At 60.4% G+C, this 26466-nt stretch carries 17 protein-coding genes; 10 read left to right on the top strand and 7 right to left on the bottom strand.

Translation table 11 applies throughout. From position 1 onward, the window contains the following. Positions 1–6 precede the first annotated feature (6 nt). Positions 7–2763 (bottom strand): non-ribosomal peptide synthetase, encoded by a 2757-nt coding sequence (locus JG747_RS29695; RefSeq protein WP_038644783.1) that lies wholly within the window; start codon positions 2761–2763, stop codon positions 7–9. Positions 2764–3079: 316 nt separating this feature from the next. Between JG747_RS29695 and JG747_RS29690 the strand changes: the two genes are divergently transcribed. Next, positions 3080–3805, top strand: coding sequence for an AAA family ATPase (locus JG747_RS29690; RefSeq protein ID WP_038644785.1), 726 nt, complete (start codon positions 3080–3082; stop codon positions 3803–3805). A 130-nt stretch (positions 3806–3935) separates the two neighbouring features. On the opposite strand, the gene JG747_RS29685 is transcribed toward JG747_RS29690, so the two are convergent. The 3 genes from JG747_RS29685 to JG747_RS29675 all read right to left on the bottom strand — a co-directional run bounded on the left by JG747_RS29685 (position 3936) and on the right by JG747_RS29675 (position 8738). Beyond that, positions 3936–4148 (bottom strand): DUF768 domain-containing protein, encoded by a 213-nt coding sequence (locus tag JG747_RS29685; RefSeq protein ID WP_019860134.1) that lies wholly within the window; start codon positions 4146–4148, stop codon positions 3936–3938. A 117-nt stretch (positions 4149–4265) separates the two neighbouring features. Then, on the bottom strand, positions 4266–5753 hold the full coding sequence (locus JG747_RS29680) for a calcium-binding protein (protein WP_202360599.1): 1488 nt from the start codon (positions 5751–5753) through the stop codon (positions 4266–4268). A gap of 303 nt (positions 5754–6056) precedes the next feature. Continuing rightward, positions 6057–8738: an AMP-binding protein gene (locus JG747_RS29675; RefSeq protein ID WP_202360598.1), complete on the bottom strand. Its 2682-nt coding sequence runs from the start codon at positions 8736–8738 to the stop codon at positions 6057–6059. A gap of 384 nt (positions 8739–9122) precedes the next feature. Here JG747_RS29675 and JG747_RS29670 point away from each other — a divergent pair, with 384 nt between their 5' ends. From JG747_RS29670 to JG747_RS29650, 5 genes are all read left to right on the top strand, one after another. After that, entirely contained in the window at positions 9123–10346 is a 1224-nt protein-coding gene (locus JG747_RS29670) for a glycosyltransferase (RefSeq protein ID WP_064986334.1), read from the top strand. Then, positions 10343–11602, top strand: a complete 1260-nt coding sequence (locus JG747_RS29665) for an O-antigen ligase family protein (RefSeq protein ID WP_019860130.1) — start codon at positions 10343–10345, stop codon at positions 11600–11602. Before JG747_RS29670 ends, JG747_RS29665 begins: the two co-directional genes overlap by 4 nt. A gap of 1 nt (position 11603) precedes the next feature. Further along, positions 11604–13601 (top strand): asparagine synthase (glutamine-hydrolyzing), encoded by a 1998-nt coding sequence (asnB, locus tag JG747_RS29660; RefSeq protein ID WP_202360597.1) that lies wholly within the window; start codon positions 11604–11606, stop codon positions 13599–13601. Position 13602: 1 nt separating this feature from the next. Next, positions 13603–15807: a GumC family protein gene (locus JG747_RS29655; RefSeq protein ID WP_202360596.1), complete on the top strand. Its 2205-nt coding sequence runs from the start codon at positions 13603–13605 to the stop codon at positions 15805–15807. A 76-nt stretch (positions 15808–15883) separates the two neighbouring features. Further along, positions 15884–18118 (top strand): oligosaccharide flippase family protein, encoded by a 2235-nt coding sequence (locus JG747_RS29650; protein WP_064986338.1) that lies wholly within the window; start codon positions 15884–15886, stop codon positions 18116–18118. A 277-nt stretch (positions 18119–18395) separates the two neighbouring features. On the opposite strand, the gene JG747_RS29645 is transcribed toward JG747_RS29650, so the two are convergent. Together JG747_RS29645 and JG747_RS29640 are read right to left on the bottom strand one after the other, a co-directional pair. Next, positions 18396–19457: an NAD-dependent epimerase/dehydratase family protein gene (locus JG747_RS29645; RefSeq protein WP_038652178.1), complete on the bottom strand. Its 1062-nt coding sequence runs from the start codon at positions 19455–19457 to the stop codon at positions 18396–18398. Positions 19458–19715: 258 nt separating this feature from the next. Beyond that, on the bottom strand, positions 19716–20393 hold the full coding sequence (locus tag JG747_RS29640) for a helix-turn-helix transcriptional regulator (RefSeq protein WP_019860125.1): 678 nt from the start codon (positions 20391–20393) through the stop codon (positions 19716–19718). Positions 20394–20682: 289 nt separating this feature from the next. On the opposite strand from JG747_RS29640, the gene JG747_RS29635 reads away from it, so the two are divergent. Continuing rightward, positions 20683–22425: a sensor histidine kinase gene (locus tag JG747_RS29635; protein WP_038644798.1), complete on the top strand. Its 1743-nt coding sequence runs from the start codon at positions 20683–20685 to the stop codon at positions 22423–22425. A 139-nt stretch (positions 22426–22564) separates the two neighbouring features. On the opposite strand, the gene JG747_RS29630 is transcribed toward JG747_RS29635, so the two are convergent. Further along, positions 22565–23242, bottom strand: a complete 678-nt coding sequence (locus JG747_RS29630; RefSeq protein WP_019860122.1) for a LuxR C-terminal-related transcriptional regulator — start codon at positions 23240–23242, stop codon at positions 22565–22567. 622 nt (positions 23243–23864) lie between these two features. Here JG747_RS29630 and JG747_RS29625 point away from each other — a divergent pair. The 3 genes from JG747_RS29625 to JG747_RS29615 are packed head-to-tail and all read left to right on the top strand — an operon-like array spanning position 23865 to position 26444. Further along, a complete protein-coding gene (locus JG747_RS29625; RefSeq protein WP_019860119.1) occupies positions 23865–24587 on the top strand; it encodes a nucleotidyltransferase family protein in 723 nt (240 codons plus the stop codon). 49 nt (positions 24588–24636) lie between these two features. Continuing rightward, positions 24637–25773: a DegT/DnrJ/EryC1/StrS family aminotransferase gene (locus JG747_RS29620; protein ID WP_038644803.1), complete on the top strand. Its 1137-nt coding sequence runs from the start codon at positions 24637–24639 to the stop codon at positions 25771–25773. Continuing rightward, complete coding sequence (locus JG747_RS29615; RefSeq protein ID WP_027047197.1) at positions 25770–26444, top strand: sugar transferase; 675 nt, start codon at positions 25770–25772, stop codon at positions 26442–26444. The genes JG747_RS29620 and JG747_RS29615 overlap by 4 nt, the downstream gene beginning before the upstream one ends. Positions 26445–26466 lie beyond the last annotated feature (22 nt).

Raw genomic sequence — 26466 nt, 5'->3', positions numbered from 1 at the left:
GTGAGATCACGTCGATGACAGATCCTCCCTTTTGCGAGACTCGGCCGGGGAGTAGGTCTGCACGACGGCCGTCTCGATGAGCGGGCGGTTGGTGGCAAGATTGGGCTCTACGACAAGGTCGATGTGGTTGCCGATGATCGGAACCACGTCCAAATGTGCCAGAGCACTTTCCCAGCCCAGGGCCCGAGGCATTCCCTCCCGACGGCATCGGAACAAGGTGCCGGAGATGGGCAGGGCCGGTTTGGGTGCCGCGAGCCACTGGAAGAAAGACTGCGCCCGCAAGACTTCCTGCAGTTCCAGTTTGGTTCTGAAGCTTGTCGGGCTGAACTCTCCCTTGCCAAAGCGGTCGAGAATCCTGGCGAGATACGCCTCGCAACCCATGGCGACGGTGATCTTGGCAAGAGCTCGGCAAGCCATCCGGTGGGCGGATATGCGATTGGTGCGAATGCGATGGAATGTGCGGGTAAGTGTTTCCCAATGGTTGCTCGGCTCGTCCAGAAGGCTCGTATCGAGGATACCCAAAAACCTTACCGATCGACCGGCCGCCAGAAGCCGCGCCGCGACCTCGAACGCAACCGCGCCACCAAGCGAATGGCCGAGAAGTCGCACAGGGCCGTCAGGCTGGGCGCGGTCTATCTGCTCGAGTGCGGCGGCAGCCATGGCAGAGAGACTGTTACGTCCGTCCAATATCGCAGCGAGGCCAGGATATCGAATGGGGTTCACCCGGGCGACTTTGCCCATGGCGGCTGCGAACGCAGCCAGGCTCGGACCATAACCGACGGACCCTGGAAACAGGAAAAGAACCGGAGGGTGATGCTTCTTGGCGTGTCGTTCGCCCGCCTGTGCGGATACGACAGCCTCAACCATCTCGTCGAAGCTCATACCGACGGTGAAGGCCTCGAGGCCGAGCTCTTGCCCTATGGCGCTCTCGATCGCCATGACGCAATGCAGCAGCTGCAGCGAATCTCCCCCCGCCTCATCCCAATTTCCAGCCGCAGCGCCCGTGTTGAGAACCTGCATCCACGCGTGCTGCACCATTTGCCTTGGATTCAGTTGGCCTCCTGTGGGGAGCGGTCGGGCAGCGGGCGGCTGGACGGCTGGCGCGGTCTTTCTCTCCGTACGATCCATTTCGGTGAGCGTTGCCAGGTCAACCTTGCCTCCCGGCAAGCGTGGGATCTCCGCGATGGTGTGCAACCGCAAGGGACGCAGCGGCGCCGGCAACGTCGTTCTGACGAGCTGACGGAGCTCCTCCGCGAAAGCAGCCCCGGCGAAGCGCTTTGCAACCGCGAATGCAATGAGTTCCTCGGCCGGCGTCACGATTGCCACGGCATCCGCCACCGAAGGCGCGCAACGCAGGACCCGTTCGAGCTCGGCGGGCTCGACGCGTCGACCATTGATCTTGATCTGGCGCCCCTTGCGGCCGACGATGCGCAACAGGCCATCATCGTCCAGCCGAACGAGGTCGCCCGTCGCAAAAACCCGCACACCGGGATCGTCCGGGTCCGGCCGCGCGGGAATGACGACGCCGTTCTCCCAATAACCAAGCAGAACATAGGGGCTTCTGATCAGAAGCTCTCCACTCTCGCCTGGCCCGACATCGTGTCCTGCTTCGTCGACAATGGCGAATGCCATCCCGGGAAGCAGCCTGCCGACGGGGATCGATGCGTCTTGCTCCGGCCAATCCTGCGGCAGGAACCATTGCGAGCCGGTGGTCTCGGTTGACGAGTAGCCGATCTGGATCAGGCACTGGTCCGAAACGGCTTTGCGCAGCAAGGCGATGTCCGTCCACGATACCTTCTCGCCACCGATCCGGGCCACTCTGAGCGACTGGAAAGCGTCAGGAGGGGCGTCGGTCAACAGTGCTCGAAGCAGCGCCGGCACAAGATAGGCGATCGTCACACCTTCGGCTTGAACCCGAGCACGGACTGCGCGGAGGCCGACCGCCTCCACCTCGAGAAGGTGCAACGTGGCGCCCGTCAGCAGTGCGGTAAAAATCTCCCGGCAACCGGCAATCGTGGCAGGCCCGGTCAGCGGCAGGAAAACGTCATCCGCGTTGATATGGCACGCGTCGACATATTGCCGGACCCGCCACAGCAGGCTGCGTTGGCTGTTGACGATGCCTTTGGGGCGTCCTGTGCTGCCTGATGTGTAAAGCACCATTGCGGGCGCATCGACGGAAACCGAAGGGAGCTGTGGCTGCTGTGATGCCTGTTGACCGTTCGGCGCGACGCCAGCCGCAATATCGATCCATAGGACTTCCTGCGGCAAATCGATTGGGCGAACGTTTCCAGCGCCTATAATGGCGCCGAGGCGTGCGGCATTCACAATCTCGATGATCCGAGAGCCCGGATCTCTCATGTTGAGCGGAACCGAAGGCCGCCCGGCCGCCATACTCGCCAGTATCGCCACAGCGTACCAGGCCGAGTTGGCCTGAAGGATTCCGACCGCCTGTCCTTCGGGAACGACGGCAGCGATACGGTACGACAATGTCTCGACAGCCCTGAAAAGCTCGGAATAAGTCAGGCGATTGACGCCGTCGCCGATCGCGAGCTTGTCGGGATATTGCCTTGCGACGTTTCTAAGGTGATCGAAGATGGGAATGTCAGCAAAACCGGCGCCCATCTGCTGATAGGGGCGCCAGAGGGGTCCCTCTTCGTCAAGAGCATATTCGGGAATATCTGACCATCCGCGGGTCGTCGTCGGTCGACAATCCACCCGCAGGTCTTGATTCACCGCTTCAGACTGCAAATACGCTGAAGACATTCAGGGCCCCACCAAGCTGAACGTCGACCATCACTCGCCACCGAAATCTTTTCATCAATCATTCGGATGATGCCTCAATCTTGATCAGACAGCGCTTTCCCGCCCCCGGCCTCGAGGAAGTTCTCCAATTCCCCTTCAGGAACGGCCGGGCCGCCCGGAGGTCCCCGATCTTGAGACGCTTGCCAAGGGCCAATCCCGCGTGCCTCCGGCATATATGAAAGGTCATTCAAATGAACGTTGGTGTGGCTCGTAATCCGGCTAATCTTCGACATGCAGGCGAATGACTGCCTGCTCGGAGACATTTGGGCATTGCGTGATGATCATCGAGTTGTTTGGGCCGCCTGGTGCAGGCAAGACCACACTTCTTCGCGGCCTCTGCCAGGGGATGGCGAAACACGGCATCAACGTGAAGACAGTGAACGGGTATCGCCTGATTGAATATGGGTCGGCCCAGGAAGATGGTCCGGAAGTACGCCATGGCATTGGGCGCATTGGCAAAAAGATTGCCACCTCCGGCCCAGTCTTGCTGTCGACCCTGCCGAAGGATGGTGTCGCGGCGCGGCTTCTGGCGTCAATCCCACTACGAAGCCGCACATGGTCATGGCGCATGAAGGTCGATATCGCCCTGCTGTGTGAGTCATGGCGTCAAGCGCAGCAATCGGAAGGTTATTTCATTTTCGAAGAGGGCCTAATCCAGGCTTTATGCGCGCTGGTTGTGCTGGCGCGAACTCCAAGCATTGACGTGGTTCGTGACTGCCTGGCGTTCATGCCGCGACCAGACCTCCTTATCCAGCTCGATGCGCCGCAGGAAACGCTGCGCCGCCGTCTTATGGATCGGCATGCCCAGCAACCGCTCCTGGAGGTCCTCCTGTTCGAACTCGGCGTGGACAGGGGCTTGAGGCAGGCCAATATCTCAAGGGAGATCGGCAAGTGCCTGCGTCAGGATGGATGGCCCTTGATACAAGTCAACGGTGCTGAACCTCACGACCTCGACAAGATCATCGCGCGAGTCTTGGAAGAGTACGAGACCGTCCCGGGTTGACCAAGGCGATAAAAGCCATAAACACTGGCTTGGCTGGTGATCATGAAGTGGTGGGGACCTCACTTCGGCCGAGCAGCAGGCGTGTTGGCCGTGGACCTGTGCGACGTTGCCAATGCAACTGGCCGCGCAATCATTTCGTATCGCGTTGGTCGAGCACTTCAAGCATGGTGGTCAACATGCTTCCGACTTCTTCCGAGATTTCCTCGGGGCGAATTCCCGCCTTGATGGCGTCCGCCGTCACTTGCTCGGCGAGTTTGGCCGCAAGGGTCGGGTCGGATTTCGAATAGGGCGGCACATTATCCTCCACCCATTTCTGCAGGAATTCGATGCCGCGAGTGCTCATGATGGACCAATGCTCGTTGGAGCGGTTCGTTCCATCAAAGTATTTCACCGAAGTATATTGAGGTATATTCAAGAAAACGTCAGACCCTTGTGATCAGGGTCTGACGTTTCCCAAGGCTCACGCTACGATGAACGAGGACGCAGTCAAAGACAGATGCGGAGACAGGGTGGCAAACTGGATCTGATGTGCGCCACCCTCGCCGTCGCTGTCGAAAGACAGGGCGCCGGTCGAACTGTTATAGATGACGTGATCGCCGCTGTCGTGCGCACCCCTGCCTTCGTGGAACGCCGAGGTGGGAAGGGTGCCCGCTTGAAGGCCGGTAAACACATTGTGGTCGAGCACGATCTTGTCCTGGGTCACATTAAAATCGGTGATCTTGTCGACATTGCCGGTCTTGAGGGCGGCATTGAAGAAAAAGAAGTCCTTGCCCCCATTTCCCGTCAGCACGTCTTTCCCGCCACCGCCGTTGATGACGTTGCTGCCGGCATTTCCGTCTATGGTTTGGGAGAACTCGTTTCCCTTGAGGTTCATGGTCGTAGTGCCGGACTTGCTTGTGATGGCGAGGTGCTCGATCTCCGAGCCGGCCGACAGCGCATAGCTCACCGATGCCAGCACAGTATCGTTGCCGCCGCCCAACAGTTCCACCACCTTGTCGCCGACGTTGTTGACATAGTAGGTGTCGTTGTAGCCGCCACCGATCATCGTATCTACGCCGGTGGTGCTGTGAAACACATCCGCGCCGCCCGTGCCGTAGAAAGTGTGATCGCTGCTCGAAGGCACGGTACTGGTTGGGGGCACCGTGATGGGAGGGGGCACAGTGCTGGTGGGCGGAGTTGTTTCGCCGGTCGAAGGCACGCTGGTGGTGCTCTGATTGTGCTGAAGGAAGAGGGCCTGCAGCGCCGGCGAGTCGCCAAGCGCGGTGTCACCCTGTTGAGAGCCCCATGCATAGGCATAGTCGAAGGCGGGCGATGGCGCAACCTTGGCCCAGTGGTCCAGCATGGTCTGCTCCTGGGCGACGCTGGGAAGGACATATTGGCCGCCCGTATCGGTGGTGTAGTTGCCGCCGCCGAACGTCTGATAAACCGGAACGATCTGGCTGAGCGGAACGCCAGAGGCGACCGCCGCGGCCACGGTCCTGTCGATCATATTGTAGTCGACGGTGCTTGTGCCGGTGCGCACCGGGTAGGGATCCACGCCGTAATAGTCGATATGCGTGTTGGCGGGATTGAAAGTGTTTGAAAAATCGGGATCAGCCGAAGACCCCATGTTCATCATGGTGATGAAGGTCTTGGCGCCGGGCAGGTGGGTGTGGATCCAGTCGGATTCCGCCTTCAGATTGTCGGCTGTGGCATAGGTTCCCCATTTGCCCGTGGGATCGGGCTCGTCGACGAGGAAGAAGCCGAACACCTTCGGGTTGCCGATGAAGGGCGTGACTTTGTCAATGAAAGACGAGGTTGCGCCATTGGCTTCATCCAGCCAAACCAGACCTTTCGTGCCAGCCGGCAAGGCGTTGAGTTCGTCCACGGATGAAACGTCGACAAGATTGAACCCGGCGGTTGCGACCTCGGAGGCCGACCCACCCGAGGCATAGTGGAGGGTTGTCATGCAAATATCCTTACGTCCGATTCGGTGGTGCCCCATGCCTGCCTATTGGAAAGGATATATTAGGGCCAAATCAAATACCGGCGCCCATTGATAGAATCGTTGATCATGGCAAGGAGAGCCTATGCGACGGGAAGGCTGCCCGGGTCCTGGTACTTGTTGATTATTTAGGGATATTTCAGCGCGGCGACGCAGCACCAGACTGTTCTCGCTACGACGGCAGTGCCAGCGGATTTGTTGTGGATCCGTCAGCAAGATACACGGGCATCCGGTCTGGATTCAGCCTCCGCGTGCGCGAATCACCTGCTATGTGCCGCTCACTACAAAGGCTTTTTCTATCAGCGGACGGTTGTGGCTGAGATAGGGTTCAACGAGCATGTCCAGGTGCCCGCCGACGATCGGGATTATGTTCAGGCCTGTGACGAAAGCACTCCAGCCAAGGTCTGACGGAACGCCTGTGCGCCTGCATCGAAACAGGGTGGCGGTGATCGGCAATGTGGGCTTCGGTTGCGCGAGCCACTGGCCAAATGCGCGCATCCGCAGGACTTCTTCGAGCTCAAGGCGCAAGATGAATCGCGTTCTGGCGAAGCTCCTCCATTTCAGCCAGTCGATACCCCTCGCAAGCAAAGCCTCGGCGCCAAATTGGGCAAACAATTTTGCCAGAGCCCGCAAAATCATGCGATCCACCGTCACGCGATGCGTGCGGATGCGCTGGGCGGTGCGTGCGAGTCTTTCACGATAGTTGTGCTGTCCAGGCCCGATATTGGTGTCGAGGATTCCCAGGAACGTGACCGACCGACCGGCGGCAGCAAGTTTGGCGGCAACCTCGAAGGCGACGCCGCCGCCAAGCGAATAACCGATCAGCTTCACATTGCCATCGGGCTGGGCCTGGTTGATCTGGTCGACAACCGCATCCACCATCCGCGGTATCGTGCCATGTCCCTTCAGCAGATCGTTCAGATCCCCGTAGCGCACGGCAACAACCCTGGCGACATTGCCCATCTCGGCGCCGAAGGCAGCCAGGCTTGGACCGTAACCGATCGATCCGGGCACGATGAACAAAACGGGTCTCGGGTCGGGAGCCTCGACAAGCGAACTGCTTGTGTCTTGTCCTGGAGACGCTGCCCGGACGACATCGGCGAAACTCATCCCGACCGTGAACGCGTCCAGGTTGAGTTCCCGCCCCAGAGCCGTCTCCAGTTCCATGACGAATTGCAGCAATTTCAATGAATCGCCGCCGGCATCGTCCCAGCGGCTGCCAGCTGCCCTTTTGCCCGGGAGAATTCTCTCCCATACGGCCGCCGCAGTGCCTTCGATATCAAGCGGGTTTGCCGCCTGCCGGGCGATGGGCATGTTCTGGGCGTCTTGCGCGTTCAGTGCGCGATCCAGTTCCCGCAGCTTGACACCGTCGACTTTGCCGCCTTTGAGCCGCGGTATCTCGGCAACGCTGTGCAGGCGCGTCGGGTGAACAGCCGGCGGCAGGGCCGTCCTGATCAGGTCGCGCAATTCAGCAATGAACTCGCTTCCGCCAGGTCTGGCGGGGACGGCAAAGGCCACCAGTTCGTTCGCGTCCGTCACCACCGCAACGGCATCATCCACCTGAGGCGCCCGGCGCAGGACGAGTTCCAGTTCGGCAGGTTCGACCCGCCTTCCGTTTATTTTGATCTGGCGTCCCTTTCGTCCGACGATCCACATCATTCCGGTGTCGTCGACCTTGACCAGATCACCTGTTGCGAAGATTCGAAGCAGCGGGTTGCCGGAGTTCGCCTGGAGAGGGACGTTTTCCCCATCCGTCCAGTAGCCAAGCGTGGAGTAGTTGCCTCTGATCAGCAACTCTCCTTCATCGCCCGGGGCGACCTCGCATGCGTTCTCATCCACGACGGTGTATTCGATGCCGGGTAGCACGAAGCCAACCGGGACCGTTGCGCCGCGTTCCTGGTAGCCCCTCGGCAGGAACCATTGCGTGCCGGTCGTTTCCGTGGACGAATAGCTGATCTGGACAAGGCAGGACTCGGGGACGCTGTCGCGGAGCCGGTCGATATCGGACCATAGAATCTTTTCTCCGCCGACCCGCACGATCCGCAAGGAAGAGAATGTGTTGGGCGCAGAACCATTCATCAACACGCGCAGCAGCGCCGGCACAAGATAGACGACCGTCACCTGCCATTTCTCGAAATTGTCGCGGACGGCGCGAATGCCGGCGCTCTCTATATCCGAAAGGTACAATGTGGCGCCGCACAGCATCGGGGTCATCATCTCGCGGCATCCCGCGATCGTCGCCGGCCCGGTCAACGGCATGAAGACGTCGTCGGGACCGAAGTGGCAGGCATCCACATATTGCTGAACGCGTTGGAGGATCGCCCGCTGGCTGTTCACGACGCCCTTCGGCGCTCCGGTACTGCCTGACGTGTACAGAACGATTGCCGGAGCATCGACCGATACTTCGGGCGGCAACGCCGATAGGCTGCCATCCGGCGTTGCGGCCGTGCAACTTGTCGCGTCGATCCATTCAAGCGAGGAAGCATCCGGCCAGCCTGCCGGTTTACCTGGCCCTGGCTTGATGATCGCGGCCAGCCGCGCGCTGGTGGAAATTGCGACGAGGCGCTGAAATGGATCCCGGGGGTTCAACGGCACGGCGGGCCTGCCGGCCCGCATGGCGGCGAGCATGGCCACCGGATACCAGAGGGTATTTCCGATCAGAATCCCGACCGCCTTGCCTGGTGGGGTGGAACCGGCAATCGCAGCCGCCAGGTTTTGGACTGCGTTGAGCAGTTCCGAAAAGCTGAGGGACGTAGAGCCGTCACTGATCGCGATCTTGGCTGGGTATTTTTCGACAACCCGCTCCAGGTGCGAGAACGCCGATTTTTCGGAGAAGTCGTCGCCCATCCGCGGGAAGAGACGGGTGGTTGGTCCGCCCATATCCAGAGGGCGGGTGGAGGCCTGTTTCCATGTGAAGCCGTCTGGAGGGCTGCTGTTGCGATCTATCACAACATCTTGATCCGTTGTCGGACCGCCAACGGATGGCAAGGCACGTGGAAAACGGCTTTCTAAACGCGGGTACCCCGACGTCTCCAACACAGCCCCCTTGTTTTGCTGATTGGCTTTGCCGTGTCCTACGCGACCATGTCGGCCCTGGCATCGTTAGAACGAATGAGTTTCCGCTCAACTCATCGATCCGACAGCGGTTGCAGCTGCATCGCCGCACCGCCCAATCCCTTGCTTCATTTAAACAGACGAGGACAACGCGCAAGCCTGCTCCTAGCGTGAGGCTGGGTGTTGTGCGTACTGGGGCGATGAAGCCGGGCCGTGAACAGATCACAGGGCCAGCGGCTTTGCGCGGTTGGGATTCTGCCGGCATCCAGGAGGGACAGGATGAGTCCACATCTGGTTTGCATAGGAGGCGAGGATCACCGGCTTAGAATTCCGTTCCTCCTGGCGCTGCGCGAAAGGGGCTTTCGGGTCACTGCCGTCTCGAGCGATGCCGGAGACGCCTTTTCGCCTCACGGCATTCCGCATCGCAGCTTTGGGTTCGACCGCTTTGCCAGTGGCGGTGGAGAATGGGGAGCTGTCAGCGCGATCCGTAAATTGATGTCCGATTTGCGTCCGGACATTGTTCAAAGTTTCGACACCAAGCCCAACCTCCTCACGCCTCTGGCCGTGCGCGGGCAGGTTCCGGTCATTCGCACCATCAATGGGCTTGGTTGGACATTCTCATCACGGGAACCGCGGGCGCTGGCGCTACGTCCGGTCTTTTGTGGCCTTCAGGGGCTGGCGTCACTCTGGACAGCCATGACGGTCTTCCAGAATCGTGACGATCAGGCCTTCTTCGACCGCTATCGGCTGGTGGGTCGCGGCAAAGGGCGACTGATCCGGAGTTCTGGCATCGACCCGAATGCATTCTCGACAGCAAGGTACCGTGGCCCTTCGGCCGCCGCCATGCGCGAGGAGCTTGGGCTTCAGTCGGCCGAAGTCGTAATCTTTGTCGGTCGGCTGACTCGCCAGAAAGGGATTCCGACCCTGATCAAGGCGGTTCCCCGCGTCCTCTCCAAGAGGCCCAATGCGCGTTTCGTGCTTGTCGGTCCGCAGGACTCTGAAGGTCCGTTCGCGGTCAGCAGGTCCGATATCGAGCAATATGCTCCTTACGTCGTCGCCTTGGGGCCAAGGCGGGACGTTCCAGCTCTCCTTGGCATGGCGGATCTGTTCGCGTTTCCAACACAGTATCGCGAGGGAATTCCGCGCGTCCTGCTGGAAGCGGGTTTGTCCGGGTTGCCAATCGTCGCCTCGAGAATGCCCGGCTGCAATGACGTGGTTGAAGATGGCTGGAATGGCTATCTCGTCGCGCCGCGCGATGCCGATGGCCTGGCGTCCAGAATAGTCGATCTTCTGTCCGACCGCGCCCGTGGAAAGGTCATGGGCAGCCGTTCCGTCGGCCTCGTGCGGGAGCGCTTTTCGCTGTCGTGGGTCGTCGACCAGTATTGCGATCTGTACAAGACTGTCCTCGGTGGCAAATACCGCGGCAGTCTTGCTCGGCCCGCGCCCGTGATCTCGAGGGAAGAGGGTGCGCGGGGCCCCCGACTGGGTGAGGCGCGGCAATGATCCGTGATGTGATCCTGGCCTTCGGCATCGCAATGTCCTACGCGGTGCAGCTCAGCATCCCCGGGCTGCCGTTCGGCTACAGCGAACTGTTCCTCACGCTCTGGATATTGCTGTCGATCACCCGCATCCTTGCCGGCGGCCGACTGGAGGTTACGCCGGCCCTCACCAAACTTGCATGTTTCTGGGTGATCCTGACGCTTGCCCTGGGCGTGGGGTCCATCATCGGCTTTCTGACCACCACGCTGTTCCTCGATCCGTTGATGCATGACACGATGGCGTACGTGCTGTTGGTCTGCGTTACCTGCCTGGCAGCCGCGGAACCCAACGCTGCTTCCCGTTTACGCCGTATCGCCTGGTGGATGATCGCTGTCGCGAATGCAGGCTTTGTCATCCAGGTGGGGCTTGGTTTCGGCTGGATCCATCAGTCTGGCGTCCACCCCTGGTTCTGGGACCGCTTCAGCGGTTGGTCTGACAATCCGAACCAGCTTGCGCTCTACTGCGCGCTCCTCGGTCCACTGGCCCTGCATCTTGCCACAACCACCAGCAATCCATGGGGAAGATGTCTCGGGCTGTCCAGCCTGATCCTCACCTTCTATGTCGGAAGGCTGACAAAGAGCGATACCTATCTCTATACGACGATCCTGGCCTGCCTGATCCTTCTTGGGCTGAGGGTTCGGGCATGGCTTACTAGCGACGGCGGCAAGGTCAGCCTTTCACGGCAACTTGCCCTCCTGTTCACCGTTGCATTCCTTCCATTGGCGGTCTCCATCGCGCCTTACGCCCTCAGCGAGGCCGCCAACGCCGAAAACTTCGCCAAGAGCCTCACCAAGGACAAGGGCGGGGAAGCAACCGCGGAAACCGCGACACTTCGCCTCCAGCTTTGGGACGAGGCATTGGACAAGGGAGCAAGATCCGGATCGCTGGGTCTCGGACCAGGCCCGCACCTTGATCGTCCCTCCACAGTCGATCAGCAGTTTCTGCCGCGGCCTTTCGAGGCCCATAGCACGATCCTCGATCTCTACACTCAGGGTGGCCTGATTTCAGTCCTGGCCTTGCTGTGGATCCTCGGCTCGGCCGCCTTGTCCGCCTGGGGCGCGAGACAGGACACGCTCGTGGCGCTCGTGGCTTCGATCGCTGTCTTCAGTGCTCCGCACCTGATCATCCGCCATCCGATCGTGTGGTTCTGTGTGACCCTCTGCCTTGTCGCCGGAACGCCGCAGGCGGTCCCCGCGATCGTTCGCCAGAGGAGATATTAGAATGTGTGGGATCGCCGGAATCCTCTTGGCGCCCGATGCAGCCAATACCAACTCGCTCAGGGCGATCGGGCCGATGATGATGGCCCTTCGTCATCGCGGGCCCGATGGCGAGGCATTCTGGACGAGCCGTGAAGCCGGGATCGCCTTCGGGCACCGGCGTCTGGCCATCGTCGACCTGTCGGAGGCGGGTCGCCAGCCGATGCACTCCGCGAGCGGCCGGTATGTCATTACCTTCAATGGCGAAATATACAATTTTCGCGATCTGCGCCGCGAACTGGAAGGGGCGGGCCACCATTTCCGCGGCACCAGCGACACGGAAGTGATGCTGTGCGCGATCGAGAGCTGGGGTCTCGAGGCGGCACTTGCGCGCTTCGCCGGCATGTTTGCTTTCGGGCTATGGGATCTGAAGAACCGGACTCTCCACCTCGCCCGCGACCGGATGGGCAAGAAGCCGCTCTATGTCGCCTCGACACGTGAAGCGCTTGTCTTCGCCTCGGAGCTGAAGGCGATCACCTGTTTCCCGGGCTTCGCCCCGGAAATCGATGTCGATGCTGCGGCGACGATGCTTTCGAAAGGGTGGGTGCCGGATGACCGTTGCATCTGGCAGGGCGTGTTCAAGCTGCCGCCCGGTTCAGTCCTGTCGGTGACGGCGGCGGATTTCGCCAATGCCCGCGGCGCTGGCTCGCTTGCGCATCGCATTCGCCGCTGGTGGTCGCTGGCCGATGTCGCCTGCAAGGCGCAGCGGGATCCGATCGCCGGCAGCGACGAGGACCTTACGACCGAACTCGACAGCCTGCTTCGCCTTGCCGTCAAAGAACGAATGGTTGCCGATGTGCCGCTTGGCGCCTTTCTGTCGGGTGGAATTGACAGCTCGACGGTCGTCGCCCTGATGCAGGCGCAGTCCCCGACGCCTGTTCGCACGTTCACCATAGCGTTCGGCGAGAGCGGGTTCGACGAGGCCCCTCATGCGGCCGCGGTTGCGCGGCATCTGGGCACCGACCATACGGAACTTCATCTTTCACCGGCCGCGGCGCTTGAGGTCATCCCGGAGTTGCCGAGGATCTGGGACGAGCCGTTCGCCGACGAGTCGCAGATACCGACGCTGCTGGTATCGCGCCTCGCCCGGCGGCACGTCACCGTGGCTCTGTCGGGCGATGGCGGCGACGAGTGCTTCGCGGGCTACTCTCGACACTTCCTGGCAACCCGCCTCAGAAGGCAGCATGAGCTGCCATCATCATTTCGGCGGATGTTGGCGGCGGGGGCAGGATTGCTGGCCCAGGCCTCCCAGAAAGACATGTTCGGCAGCCTGCCGCTTTCGGCGAACATGCGGCACGGATTGCGCGGTGACCGGTTGAACCGCCTCGCCCGCCTGTTCGCGGCGGCAAATGAGGACCAACTGCTTCAGCGGCTGACGGAATCTTCGACCAACAAGCTTCTTCATCACAAGCCAGCGGCATCCAATGCCAGCGCCACACAGCTCGACGGCCTGCTGTCGCGCCTCCTGTTCGACGACATGACCGGCTATCTCCCCGGCGACATCCTGGTGAAGCTCGATCGCGCCACCATGGCCAACAGCCTCGAGGGGCGATGCCCGATCCTGGACCATCGCGTCGTTGAATTCGCCTGGCGCCTGCCAACCGATGCCAAGGTGCGAAGTGGCAAGGGCAAATGGATACTGCGCCAGCTCCTTGATCGTTATGTACCGCGCCGACTGGTCGATCGGCCCAAGCAGGGTTTCGACGTTCCGATCGGAGCCTGGCTGAGAGGACCCCTGCGCGACTGGGCAACGGATATCATTGCCACGACACGCCTGTCCGGAGATGGGGTCATCGACTGTGCGAAGGTCGACGCATGTTGGCGCGATCATCTGCATGGAAACCAGGATCATTTCCGTGACTTGTGGCCGCTGCTGATGTTCCAGGCATGGCGCAACGAAGCCATGCGGCCATCGGCGCCGGCAACGCACGCTTCTTACGATATCGAACTGACAGGGGATTGAGATGGAAGGTTCCATAGCCAGCCGCGCCAGGCTTCCGCGTGCCACGCAGATGGCCGTCGCTACGCTCGACACCAATCCGCGTATGAGGCGACCGCCGCGCGAGCCCACGCAACCGCCGTCTCCCTTCCATCAGCTCGTCGTCACTCTGGCGACGGGAAAATGGCTCTTGCTTGCCGTGGCCCTTCTGGGCGGCATACTGGCCGGCCTCGCGGGCTTTGCTCGCCCGGTGCTGTTCGAGGCGACGACGCAGATCATCATCGACGCCCCGAGCACCGGCACTTCGAACCCTACGGCGACCGCCCAGGACTCGCTGGATTCAAGCATCGATGACCATCTGACGATGCTCTCGTCGCAAGCCCACCTGCGCCGAGTTCTGACGGCACTGCGCCAACCGCAGGCAGCCGACGCCGCCGGAAAAAGCGGCATCAGTGCCGTCCCGCCCACCTCAGGCTCGTTCGTGGGCAACCTGCTGAGCCGGGTCTGGTCGAAGGGTGGACCTGCCGCCGAAAGTCCGGAAGCTGCGGATGCGGCCGCGCTGAAGACGCTGCGGGGCGGAATGAGGGTCGGACAAGAGCTGCGCTCGCGCGTCATCACCATCGGCTTCACCGATACCAGTCCGGTACGTGCCGCGCTTGTCGCGAACACATTCGCTCAGGTGTATATCGAAGATCTCGTACAGAAACGGCGTGCATCGGATCAGCGCGAACTGGAATCGCTGGTCGCCAGCCTGCCGCAAGTACAAAGGGACCTGGTCGACGCGACCGATCGGCTGGAGACGTACCGGCTGACGCATGGCGCCGTTGATCAAAGCGCGGCCAACAACGCGGCCAATGAGACAGCGGAGCTCGGCCGACAGATCTTCTTGTCGAAAGCCAATCTTTCCGCCTCGGAATCGCGCCTTCACCATATCGAGGACCTGCGAAAGGCGGGCGCCCCTGTATCGGCCATCGCTGAAGAAATCGGATCGCCTGTGTTGGCCGACCTCCTGACACGTCAGTCGGGTGCCGCTGCGGACGGCGATCTGGGCAGTGCGATCAACCGTGAGATAGAGCAGGGCATCGCGCGCATCGCCGCCGAGGCAAACGTCTACCACGCCCAGGTTGCGGCTCTCGAGGACCGCAAGAGGGTGCGCGACGCGGCCGTGGCCGACACTGCGAGCCAGCTTTCCGGCTTGCGTGCCCTTGAGCCGCAGGTCACCATCGTGACACAGCACTACAACGAGCTCCTTAGCCGGCAGCAGGACCTGATACGGCGCATCGCCGCTCCCACGCCAGGTGTAGCGGTCCTGTCGACGGCATGGCCGCCGTCAAATCCCAGCACCCTGTCGAGAATCTTCCTGGTTCCACCCGGCATGATCGTATTTGGTCTGATGGCGGCGGTCTTCGTCCTGATCCGTAACATGTTCAACCAGACCTTGCGCAGCGAAGCTGAAGCCGAAGCCGAGCTTGGGATCCCGTGCGTAGGACTGCTTCCCAAGGTTTCGGGACTCCATGCCAAACAATTGCGGCATCTGGTTCTGGGCCAGCAGAACTCGCCGTTCAGTCGCGCGGCGACATCCCTTCTGGTCACTGCGGCGCCAACTCAGGGAAGGGGGCAGCCGCCGCACATCGTCCTCGTGACGTCCAGCATCCTCGACGATGGCAAGACAGAGTTGGCGTGGAGCCTGGCGCTGGCGGCAACGCGATTGGGAGGAAGGGTGCTTTTCCTCGACCTCGACCGCAAGGACGCGCGCCTCACGAACGAGTTTCGTGGCGAATTCGGCACCATCAAGGCTCACAACTCCTTTGGAGACTATGTGAGTGAACGCTGCGTGCTCCAGGATGCGATCACGAGAATGCCAGAAGTCGGCATCGATCTCATGGCCGCTCCAGCACCTTCGGATGATCTGCTGACGCTTCTGTCCACGGTCGACAAATCCCAGTTCACCGAAGAACTTCTCTCGGTCTACGACGTCGTCATCATCAACGGGCCGTTGGGACTCGGAGGCCCCGAAACCAGGCTCCTGAAGCGCTGGGCCGACGCAGTGCTTTTTGCCGTTCGATGGGCCAAGACGAGGCGCAGCATCGCCCGTGGCGTTCTGGAGTCGCTCCGGGCCGGTGGATCCGTCGCCGTTCCAGTCGGGAGTGTGCTCACCCAGGTGAATTTAAAGCGGTACGCCGGCTCCAGGCTCGAGGACAACGCTGACCTGCTGTTGGAGAGGGTTTGATGAGAACCGTCGTCTCCGCTCTTCAAAAAATGCCACAGGGAACCAACTGCGTTCCAGCAATCGGACCTGCCCCAGAATGATCATTGAATTTTTCGGACCGCCAGGATCCGGCAAAACAACATTTGCGCATGCGCTCGCGCAGCAGTTGCGCGGGAAAGGCTATCACGCCAAGGTCGCTCTCAGCTATAAGCCCAGCACCAGGGCCGGAAGCTTCGACCTTGGGATCATTCTGTTCGTCTCCAGAATAGTATCGGCGATATTCTCGACTGCTGGAATATTTCTATCGTCGATCGGGCGACTGGACGATATTTCAAGTTCGGTGTCGATGGTGAGGTTGATACCGCCAAAGAAACGAATGTGGCGCGCCCGGATCTGGCGATATATCTTGCACCTTTCGCGTTGCTGGAGTGCCGCGAAGCAATCGCCCGAAATTGTCATATTCGATCAAGGATACGTTCAAGCGATTGGATCGCTGGCGATGTTCAATGGGGGCAACGACCGCGAAGCGCTCGAAAAGGCGCTCAGCCTCGCGCCGCCGGCCGATCTCACCATCAGGCTGGTGGTGCCATCTGCGATCGTTGAGAGCCGTCTCCGACATCGGATGGAGCACGAGCCGCCGGCGGAGCGGATTTTCGAGGCCGACTTGGACGTGAATATGAGCGCCTTTGGCGTGTTCGAATCGATAAACGATCTCCTCGCGATTTCCGGCCGAAGTGTCGTTTCCGTTGAGAACGCCGACAGTCAATCAGGGCTCAAAAGTATTTGTAAGGTCGAGAAGCAAATCATTTCCGCGCTGTCACGGATGGATAAAGGATTCGCAAATCGAGACCAAAAAGAAAGCGCACCACTTGCGCATGCTGCGGCAATCGATAGTCGCGTGTCTCGAAAGTCTCCGGGCCATCCCGCCGGTGCTCTTCCAATAGCCACACCCCGGCGAAATAGGGACGTCGGCTCGCGGCTCGCGAGGGCGAGCGTCTTCGCCCTCTTGATCTATATCGGAGGTGCTGGGCTGACCAGCCTTGCACAGCTGGCCATTGCGCGCCTCATCGGGCCTCGCGACTACGGGATCTATGCCTACGTTCTAGCCTGGACCTCCGTGCTCGCCTATCTGGCAACGCTTGGTTTCAATGTGTCCCTGTTGCGTTTTGTGCCCGCCTATAGAGCCAACGGCAGGCTTGATCTGGCGCGAGGGGTGATAAGATTCGCCCTGCGGAGATCGCTGCTCGCGGCGACACTGTTCGGGATGGCGGGTGCTGCCTTGGTCCTTTTCTTTTCAGAGCAGGCGCAACCGGATCATACGCAAAGAGGACTTGAGATAAGCACCATGCTTGGCATGGCGGCCGTACCCTTGATTACCGCTTATGCCATTGGCGCTACGCTTGTGCGTGCTTTCGGCGGCGTGGTTTCGGCATTGTTGCCGGAGCGCATCGTGCGAGACGGGCTGCTGCTGGTATTGGTGGCGATCATGGCCGGGTCCGGATTGTGGGCGGTGCACGCGCCGCAAGTGATGCTGGCGGTGCTGACAAGTTCGGCCATCACGGTTGCGCTGGTGTTCATCACCGCCAGGAAGTTTGAACCACCTGGCCTGCGGCAGGCTCAGCCCGCTTACGAACCGAGGGGATGGTGGCTTGCCGTCCCCCCGCTCATGCTCATCACCGGCCTCGATGTTTTCGTCAGTCGTGCCGGCGTGCTGGTGTTGGGCTGGACCAACCATATCCGTGAGGCCGGTATTTTCGCCCTGGCGTTGAACGTGGCGATGCTTGTGGGGCTTTCCCGCATCGCTGTCGCTACCATGTTTTCGCCTACAGCGGCCGACCTGCATGCCAGAGGCGATCATAAAGGCCTGCAGCAGCTTTTCGCGCGGGCCACCTTGCTGTCTGCGGGCGGCGCCATCGCGGTGGCCATCCCAATGATGGTGATTGCCGAGCCGTTCTTGAGCTTCTTCGGGGAGGGCTTTGCTGCGGGAGCGCCAATCGCGCGGGTTCTCATTTTGGGCTATGTTTTTGTTGCGCTGTGCGGGCCTCAGCAGAATCTGCTGGCGATGACCGGAAACGAATGGGCCGCGGCAACGACCATGATCGCCGGCGCGGCGGCCAACGTCATAGCCTGTGCCGTGGGCGTCGAGATATACGGCCCAATTGGCGCGGCTGTCGGTGTCGCGCTTGCCCTGGCCATCTGGAACGTTGCCATGGCGGTCTATATCGGCAAGCGACTGAAGATGCTGCCTGGCTTGGTGTCTGCCCTGCTCTCGATCAGGCCAAGCGCGATTGGCGGCCTACAATGGAACTGGTTATTGAGAGCCGGCAAATGAAGTGGCCGATCCATCGATGATGTCCCTCACGACAGCGCCGGCGCATCGATCGGCGTGCGACCGCTAGCCCATGCCTCCAACATGGTTGAAGGAGCAGGTCAGTGGCGGCCCCAAAGACGCATCGATGGTCATCTGCCTCGCGACACAATCGCACCCCGCCGACGCGGCCTTTGCATCTTATGGACCTCATGCGTCATTTGAAGGAGTATTGGTGGGAGGCGCGCCTCGTCAGCCGAACCGGCGGTGTGCTCGCCGTCCGGCCTCCCGTGGTCTCGCCCTATGCCTGAATGAACGCTTGTCGTTCTCGGCCGACGGGGCTTGCATGGAAATCCCGGTACCATTCCACGAAACGTTGCACGCCGTCCTCCAGTGCCGTCGCCGGTGCGAAGCCGACAGCGCGGCGGAGATCGCTTACGTCGGCGCGGGTTTTCAGGACGTCACCTGGAGGTAAAGGCACGTTGACGCGAAGGGCGCGGCGGCCAAGGGCAGTTTCGATGATTGCGATCAGACGGTTGATTTCTTCGGGCCGGTCATTGCCGATATTGTAGATCCGATATGGCGCCGAACTTGTGGCGGGGTCAGCCGCGCGGCTGTCCCAGTCCGGATCCGGACGAGGCGGCGCGGCGAGCACGCGAACCACCCCCTCTACGATGTCGTCGATATAGGTGAAATCTCGCCATACGCGGCCGGCATTGGCAATCTCGATCGTCCGCCCCTCGGCGATGGCATGGGTGAACGTATAGACTGCCATGTCAGGCCTGCCCCAGGGACCATAGACGGTGAAGAAGCGCAATCCTGTCACCGGCAAGCCGAACAGGTGGCTGTAGGAATGCGCCATGCATTCGTTTGCGCTTTTGGTTGCGGCATAGAAGCTGACCGGATGACTGGCGCCATGGTGCTCGGAAAAAGGTATGCTTCGATTGGCGCCGTAAACGGAACTCGACGAGGCATAGACGAGATGGCTGACGCCGGCGTGCCGGCAGCCCTCCAGAACATTGAGAAACGCGACTACATTCGACTGCACATAGGCATGCGGGTCGGCGAGCGAATAACGCACCCCAGCCTGGGCGGCGAGGTGCACGAAGTGCGATGGCTGGAAGTCGGAAAACAGCGCCTTCACCCGCGCCTGGTCCGCCAGGTCCATCCGCATGGGAGTGAACCTCGGCTCGGCACAGAGCTGCGCAAATCGCGCCTCCTTCAGCCCGACGTCGTAGTAGGGCGTAAAATTGTCGACGCCGATAACGACAAGGCCGCGCCGCAAAAGCCGCAACGCGACATGAAACCCGATGAAACCGGCGGCACCTGTGACGACGATCGGTCCCGCGCGTGCAAGTTTCAGTACAGCACCATCCGACCGCGTACGAGCGGCATCAGCCAGCTTGTGGACCGTCGAATTTGGTTCGACCATGGCAAGTCACTCCAATTGTGAGATTCCGCGCTCCGCCCGCGTTCGATAGCGCGTGGACAGGCTGGAGATGGCACCGCCAGCTTTGCAATCTGCGCAACCGCGGCCGCAGAATTTGCGGCCGCGTTGCCATGGCACATATCTCGGTTTGCTGAATTCGAGAGGGTGCTGACGCCCGCCGAAATCGCTATTTCATGGCAGGACCGAAATGCGTCCCAGAAGAGCAACCAGTTCAGCCTGACGCCTTGTTTCGGTCTTGGCGAACAGCGAGGCAAGCTGGGAGCGGATCGTCGTGCGACTGAGATGCCAACTGCGAGCAATCTCCAGGGGCGCATCGCCTTGCGCCAGGCGCAATGCCAGCTGCGTCTCCGCGCTGGTCAGACCGAACATCCTTTGCAAGGTCTGAGGGTTGGCCGCCGATGTGTTCTCCCGGTCCAGCAATGCGACGATGCTTGTCCCGTCGGGTGTGACGACGCCCGCCTCATTCAGGATCACAGGCCTATCGCCTCTGCTGCGGATCACCACCCATGAGAGTAATCCCGGCTGGAAATGGACCGGAACATTCGCGACCAGCCGCCTTAGCCCTGCGGACAGCTCGACGGCCGTGTCAGCCGCTTCGCCCTGGCGCTCAAGCGTCTCCTGCGCGGCTGCGTTCCATTCGATTACTTTCCTGTCGCGGTCCAGCACGATATAGCCGCAGCCGATACGCTCAAGCATGCCGGTTATGGATTCCAAACTGCGTCGCTGCGGCCCGCCAGGTCTGGCGTCTGGCCGATCCGAAAGATGTATCGGACGTGCGTGACGAGAATCTTTCAATACAATGTATTGGCTGACTGCAACGGTTTCGTTGCGCCTCTCAATCAGTGTCATCGCTTCTACCCCAACCCTAGTTGCTGCCCACTCAAGTAAATCTTGTGTGATTTACTTGATTCGAATTCCGCCTGCTGGCGGGAACTTGCTCCTTCGACTCGAATTTCGACACAATTGTAGAAATCTGCGGAAGGTTTTTCCGCAGCGTTCCTTGAATATGGCTTCCTGAAGAACCCTGCCGATCCTGATTCTATTCGCAGGCAAAGGCATGGCAATCCGGCAGTGGTATTAGGCTGCCTCCTCGTGGCCTAGTCTCGACGAACTAGACATAAGGATGTAGTCTGGGCGCATGGGTTCGTATCTGCGCTGGCTTAAATCGAACGTGTCAAGCACCCCGTTGGCTCATGTAGCTTCGCTATTGGTGCTTGCCGGATCGATAATACTCGAAGCGATAAATACGATATACATCGGCCAGGGGGTTACGTTTATTGCGTTTATCCCCGTAATTATTGTTATCGTGTACCTCGAAGGGCGGTTGGTTGCCATCGCCGTAACGCTTCTCATGGCCGCCGCCGGCTTGTGGATGCGACGCGTCCTGAACGCCCAACTCTCAGCTGAAGACTGGACGAGCGCTATCTTCCTTCTGGTCTCGGGTGGCCTGATCGCATCCGTGTTCCATCGCCTGCGACAGGATTTGCGCGGGGCGCTCGAGGTTGCAGAGGCGAGGCTCGCTGCCATCGATGCAGCCGAGAGCCGCTATCGTTGGGCCTTCGAGCGCGCTGCCTTGGGTTTTGCAAATGCCAATCGACGTGGCGAACTGTTGCAATCGAACAGACGTTTTTTTGAGATGACCGGCTACGGAGAAAAGGAGCTTGCCCAGCTGAAGCTGGAAGGGCTCGTTCTTCCCGACGATCGAGATGCCGTGCGGGCCTTGTTGAAGGATCTGGATAATGGCGCCGCGTCGTCCGCGGCCGATATTCGCGTGTTGCGCAAGGACGGCAAGGCATTCTGGGCTCGTCTGGCCCTGTCCTCGTCGCGGCCTGACGAGGCATCCACCGAAAGCGTGTTCGTGGTGGTCGACGATATTTCCGAGCGACGAGCCGCACGCGAGGCCCTCCGGGCTCAGAAGGAATGGCTCGATCTCGCTCTGTCTGCCGGACGCCTGGGCACGTGGCGAATAGATATCAAGGAGGGGACAGTCGCGGGCTCCGGCAAGTTCTGGGACATTCTCGGCCTGCCCTCCAAGCCCGTCCGCCCCTTGGAAGAACTCTCGGCCGTGGTCCATCCGGCCGACTGGCCGAAATTGGCTGCCTCGGCAAAACCCTCGCAGGCAGTGAACTACGACGTCGAGATTCGTGTCAGGCGGATGGACGGGCACATACGCTGGGTTGCTCTGCGCGGACGGCAGGAAGAACATGGCGACCGCGCAATGCGCATCGGGGTGGCGGCCGATCTGACAGAACGTCGACAGACCACGCTTCTTCGCGCCGCCGTAAAGAAGCACGAGCGCATCATGCTCGAAGACCGCCATCGGTTCAGCAATTTGTTCCCGGTGATCACGGCCCTGGTAAAAATGATCAATGTTCCCGAGAACGACGTTGCCAAATACAAGGAGATGCTGATCGATCGGATCAGAACGCTGGAAGCGACGCATCTCATCCTGTCTCGTCATAAGAGCCTGTCGGGGATGCTCCACGATCTCGTGGCTCGGGAGCTGCAGCCCTTCAAGGAGACACGGGACATAACGATCAGTGGCCCCTCGCTCACAGTGCCAAGTGGCGTCGCAGAGAGCTTTGCGATGATCCTTCACGAGCTGACGACAAACTCCGTGAAACACGGCGCGTTGGGTGACTCACAAGGCAAGGTCGGAGTTAAGTGGCAATTCGCATCCGACGGGGCAGGGGACGATCTGGTTTTCGATTGGGTGGAATCGGGAGGTCGGAAGAACTCAAACGTCGTGCGCCATGGGTTCGGGTCCATGATAATCGGCGTGGACGGCACGCCGCTTGTCGGGCATTCGCCGAAATTGGAAATATCGGAGTATGGATTGCGATATTCGTTGCGGTTATCGCGGAAGGAAATTGAGTTGTAGTGCCTGCCGCTCCGAAAGCGACTTCGGATTTGGGCACATGCACAGTAAGACGATCAAAAGCGCGCCGGTGTCATGGCACGCGCCTAAGTCTATCCCATGCATGCCGGCCCGAACCGCTTCCCGCTTCGGGTGGCAAACATCAGTTCATATTTCTCGACATCCACGTTTGTAGCAAAACGGCTGCTTCAGTCCGGTTTCGCACCCCGAGCTCGCGCAGAATGGCGGCGGCATGGATTTTCGTTGTCGCTTCGGCAATATCCAGATTGCGGGCGATCTCCTTGTTCGAGTACCCTTCCGCCATCAGCTTGAGGACGTCCCTTTGCCTCGACGTCAGTCTGCCAAGATCGCTTGAGCCCATGCGCTGACGGATTGGATTTTTCACCGAGGGGAGGGCGGCATACGCTCTCTGGTCGGCAGACGTTCGAGACAAGAGTGATGGTACATAGATCCGGCCTGCAAGGATCTCATTTACCGCCAAAACGACTTCTTCGTCTTTTTGCGATTTGACGATGTAACCATGAAGCCCGATCGAAAGAGCGGTCAGGATCTCCGAGCGGGAATCGTCCCCGGAAACGATCGCAAAACGTGTGTCAGGATACGCAGACAGAACGTCGCTGAGCACCTCCTGGTTAACCAGCCCCGGCATGTTCAGGTCGAGGATCGCAAGATCGATGGATGCCTGCTCCTCTAGAAGATTGACCACAGCATCGAAACACGAGGCCTCGAATATTTCGGCGTTTGGAATTCCAGCCAAAAGTGCCAGCCGAAGGCCGCGCCGATACAAGCCGTGATCGTCGGCGATGACGATCCGATACATTGAACTACCCCAACGCGTTACCCGGTTCCCGACGAGAACACTCGCTGGAACCTCCCAGTCCTCTGTGATGGTCGGAACCGCGGTGAGTCTAAAAGTCGTGGCCACCGCTGGTCATCACATCACTGTGATGGTCGCAGCGTCCCAACCCACGCACATCACACATGGCTAATATAATACTAATTTGTGAGAGCCGTCGTTATTTTTTTTAACGCTGGCGTCCCGTGCCTGCCTACCGAGCGATATCGAGTGCCCGTCTCCAATGTTCGGTGTACGGCAGGGCATTTTGATGGCGGCACCTGCCTTCACCGAGGGTGCGCGGGATGGTTCCGGCACTTGGCGGATCGCTGCTTTTTGATCGCAGGACTCGTTCGGCTTGATTGGTCTCATGGCCAGGTCCAGATGCTTGGGTCCGTCCTTGATCTCGCGGTTATCTAATACCGGAAACGCTTCGGATCGGTACCATTCGAATGCACGACGACAGCCGCCCCGGCTGTCACATACCCTTCAAGTATGATGTTCGGATTGCCGCCGAGGGTCGAGCCGGATTTGACGGAATGCCAGGTCCGAATGAGCTCGAACACGAAATGCCCGGACACAGGCAACTGCAAATCAGGAGGATCGGATGAAAGCGGTGATTCAATGTGGTGGGATGGGTACGCGCCTTCGGCCCTTCACGTCGGTCCTACCGAAACCCTTGATGCCGATAGGAGCCAGGCCCGTTCTTGAGCTGCTTCTGAAGTGGCTGCGGCGCAACGGCATCGAGGAGGTCTATATCACGACCGGGTATCTCGGGCACCTGATCCGCAGCGTCTGCGGCGACGGATCGCAATGGAATCTGAAGATCAAATATACGCAGGAAATGGAGCCATTGGGCACCATTGGGCCTCTCTCTCTGATCAGGGATGAACTGAACGACACCTTTGTCGTGCTCAACGGCGATGTTCTTACCGACCTGAGCCTCAGCCGGTTTGTGGCGGCGCACCGCATGCATAAGGATCCGGTTACGATCGCCACTGCCTGCCGCCTCATCAAGATGGATTTCGGCGTCATCGACGAGGTCGACAATGCCGTTCAGCTCTTCCGGGAAAAGCCGACGCTTTCCCACCTTGTCAGCATGGGGATTTACTGCATGAACCCGGATGTCCTGCGGTTCATACCTTCGGGCATCCCATTCGGGTTCGATGACCTGATGTTGCAGATGATGCAGGGCGGCACGACCGTGCACGTGTACAAGCATGACGGTCTCTGGCTCGATATCGGTCGCGTCGATGACTTCCAAAATGCGCAGGCGATTGCCTGGGAAGAGCAGTCGACCTCGATCGAGGTAGCCGCTGCGGCCGCATGAAATCCGATGTAGAGGCCGAACCCATCACAAGGATCTTTAGGAGGTCAAGATGCTCTTGGTGAGCGCCCCAATTCTAGGCGAGCCGGAGAAGGCAGCCTTGTCAAAGGTGATTGACAGCGGCTGGCTTACCATGGGGGAGCAGGTGCGCGCATTCGAACTGGCCTTTGCCGATATGCATGGCGCGCGAGATTGCGTGGCGGTTGGTTCCTGCACCGCGGCGCTTCATCTCATCCTGCATGCACTGGGAATAGGACCCGGCGACGAAGTATTGGTCCCGTCGCTGACTTTCGTGGCGACCGCGAATGCGGTGCTTTATGTCGGAGCGACTCCGGTCTTCGTCGATATCGAGTCGGTCGACGTGCCGTTGATGTCTCTCGCGGAAGCCGAAGCGCGGTGCACCTCACGCACGAAGGCGGTCATTCTCGTTCACTTCGCGGGCTATCTCGCCAATAGGGAACAATGGCAGCGGTTCGCCCGGGTTCGAGGGCTCCATATCATCGAGGACGCCGCGCATGCCCCTGGCCTGAGGGAAGTGGGAACGTTCGGCACTGCGGCGGCCTTCAGCTTCTATGGCAACAAGAACATGACGACGGCGGAAGGCGGCGCCGTGATCGCCCGTGATTCCGATCTGCTCGACAGGGTTCGCCAAGCCCGCGGGCACGGGATGACCAGCGGGACGCACCAGCGGCTGAACAGCCGTACCCCGCAATATGATGTCACGATGCTCGGGTTCAACTACCGCATGGACGAAATGCGTGCGGCAATCGGGCTCGTTCAACTGCAGAACCTGCAAGAGTGGAACGAGATCAGGCGTATCCTGGCCGTCCTGTATCGGCGCCTCATCGCGGAACATTGTCCGGCCGTGACCATTCCATTCAGCGAACCCCGGACGTCGGCTCACCACATCATGCCGATCCTCCTGCCGCGCTACGCAAGGCGGCAGGACGTGATCGACGAACTGCGGACGCAGGGGATACAGACCACGATCCATTATCCGCCGGTGCACCAGATGACGTTCTATCGCGAGCGTTATCCCGACATCACTCTGCCGCGTACAGAGGACTTTGCTCAGCGAGAGCTGACAATCCCGCTGCACCCTCAAATCACCTCAACTCTCGCCGAGGCGGTTGTGGCTGCACTTGCAAGCGCACTCAACGGCGGTGCCCAAACAGGAACTGCGGCATGAATGCGTCGGACCGTTCCCTTCATCGGCGCTTCGTCTCAAACCCCGCTCATGGTTTGGCGCGACGCTCGATCGATCTCGCGGTCGCGGGCGCCGCGCTCATCGTATTTGCACCGCTGATGCTTTTGATCGCCGGAGCGCTTCTGCTCGAAGGCGGTGGCTCGATCTTGTTCGCACAGACCCGCATGGGCGCCGGTGGCCGACCCTTCCGCATGTACAAATTTCGCAAGTTCGGTGTGAACTGCGGTTCCCAAGGCCTCGCACTGACCGTCGTGGGCGACAGCCGCATGACGACGGTGGGCCGGTTCCTCGCGGCAACAAAGTTCGACGAACTGCCGCAGCTGTGGAACGTCCTCAAAGGCGAAATGGCGATCGTCGGGCCACGACCCGAGAGCATGGCTTTCGCCGATTGTTTCCGAGGCGGCCTCGAGGCGGTCCTGCAATACAAGCCCGGCCTGCTGGGGCCAACCCAGGTTGTCTTCCGGCACGAGGCGCATTTCTTCCCCCGATCCGCGGATCCGATCCTGTTCTATCGGGAGGTTATGTTCCCCGCCAAGGCCAGACTCGACCTCTCCTATTATCCGCAGCGCACCATCGTCTCCGACATCGTGTGGATGGCGCGTGGCGTCCTGGCGGTTGTCGGCTGGGTTCCATCACAGCCGATCGACGTATGAACCCCAAAAGGAAAAGCGCTCC

The organism is Mesorhizobium sp. 131-3-5 (assembly GCF_016756575.1).
GTDB classification, from domain to species: Bacteria; Pseudomonadota; Alphaproteobacteria; order Rhizobiales; family Rhizobiaceae; genus Mesorhizobium; species Mesorhizobium jarvisii.
This window is presented reverse-complemented; position numbering and strand designations above follow the sequence as displayed.